The sequence below is a fragment of the Bradyrhizobium sp. MI1.7 genome, assembly GCF_055811795.1.
This window is the reverse complement of the sequence record NZ_JBVVPO010000208.1, coordinates 1-1,244: the sequence shown is the minus strand read 5'-3', so window position 1 is coordinate 1,244 and position 1,244 is coordinate 1. Positions and strand designations below refer to the sequence as shown.

Below are 1,244 nucleotides of genomic sequence, written 5' to 3'. Positions count from 1 at the left end.
CCGGAATCCATCGGGCCGCAACCTCGGAGATGAATGGATTCCGGGCTCGCGCCAAGTGGCGCGCCCCGGAATGACGGCGGGGGTGAGACGCTCCTCGCAATGACGGCGGTTGGGGCTACACCGGAAACCGCGCAGCCTTCTCCTCCAGCGGCAGCTTCAGCCCGTTCGCCAGGTACGACACTGTGCGGTAGAAGCCGCACAGCAGCATGATCTCCAGGATCTGGGCCTCGTCGTAATGCGCCGACAGCGCGGCGAATTTGGCGTCATCCAACGTCGCGCGGTGATGCAGCGCATCGACCGCCGCGATCAGCGCCTGCTCCGCCGGCGACCAGCACGGTGACGTCGCATCGCCCCGCGCGGTCGCATGCACCTCATCTTCGGTGAGCTTCGCCGGCCCGGCGAAGATCGCGACATGCACGCCCCATTCATACTCGCATCCGGTCAGCGCGCAGGTGCGGTCGATCACGATCTCGCGCTGGCGCAATGACAGCGGACCGGGATCGAGCAGGCCGCCGGCGCGGAACTTGTCCCAGGCGCGCGTATGGCCCGCCATCACCCGGAACAGCGCCAGCGGCGGGGCGCCGCGCATGATGCGGTCGAACTGCGCCTGGATCTCCGGGGGATAAGGCGGGACGAGCGGGGCGATACGCGGCGCGGCCTGGGACATCAGCTGTCTCCGTTGCTACAATTATCGTAGCAACACGCTACATTATTTGTAGCACCGCGCAAGAGGGCCGGGATGGCGAAACAGGCAGCATCAGGGAGCCGGACCGTGCGCGGCTCACGCACCGGCCGGCCGATCATGGCGCTGCTCGACCTGCTCGGCCGACGCTGGAGCCTGCGGATCCTGTGGGAATTGCGCGACCAAGCCCTCACCTCCCGCGCGTTGCGCACCGCCTGCGACGAGGCCTCGCCGACGGTGCTGCAAGCGCGGCTGACGGAGCTGCGCGATGCGGGATTCGTGGAGCTGGGCGACGGTGGAGGTTACGGGCTGACAGCGCTTGGGCGCGAGCTGTGCGAGACGTTCATGCCGCTGCACCGGTTTGCGGAGAGGTGGAAGAGGTAAAATCTGGACGCAGCCACACGCTCCGATCTTCCTTCTCCCCTTGTGGGAGAAGGTGGCGCGAAGCGCCGGATGAGGGGTTGCCTCCGCAAACATAGCGCAGCGTTGGAGGAAAGAGACCCCTCACCCGTGGGGGGCGGGCGGCGCGGGGCCCCCCCCCCCCCCCGAGCGGGGGGGGGGG

General features: G+C 68.3%; 2 protein-coding genes. One reads left to right on the top strand and one right to left on the bottom strand.

The annotated features are described in order from the left end of the window. Positions 1-115: 115 nt before the first annotated feature. Positions 116-667 (bottom strand): carboxymuconolactone decarboxylase family protein, encoded by a 552-nt coding sequence (locus AC0L3X_RS47130; protein ID WP_063985703.1) that lies wholly within the window; start codon positions 665-667, stop codon positions 116-118. Between the two features lie 72 nt (positions 668-739). Between AC0L3X_RS47130 and AC0L3X_RS47125 the strand changes: the two genes are divergently transcribed. Then, positions 740-1,066 carry a winged helix-turn-helix transcriptional regulator gene (locus AC0L3X_RS47125; RefSeq protein WP_063985704.1) on the top strand — a complete coding sequence of 109 codons (327 nt, stop codon included), beginning with the start codon at positions 740-742 and terminating at the stop codon, positions 1,064-1,066. The last annotated feature ends 178 nt before the right edge of the window (positions 1,067-1,244 follow it).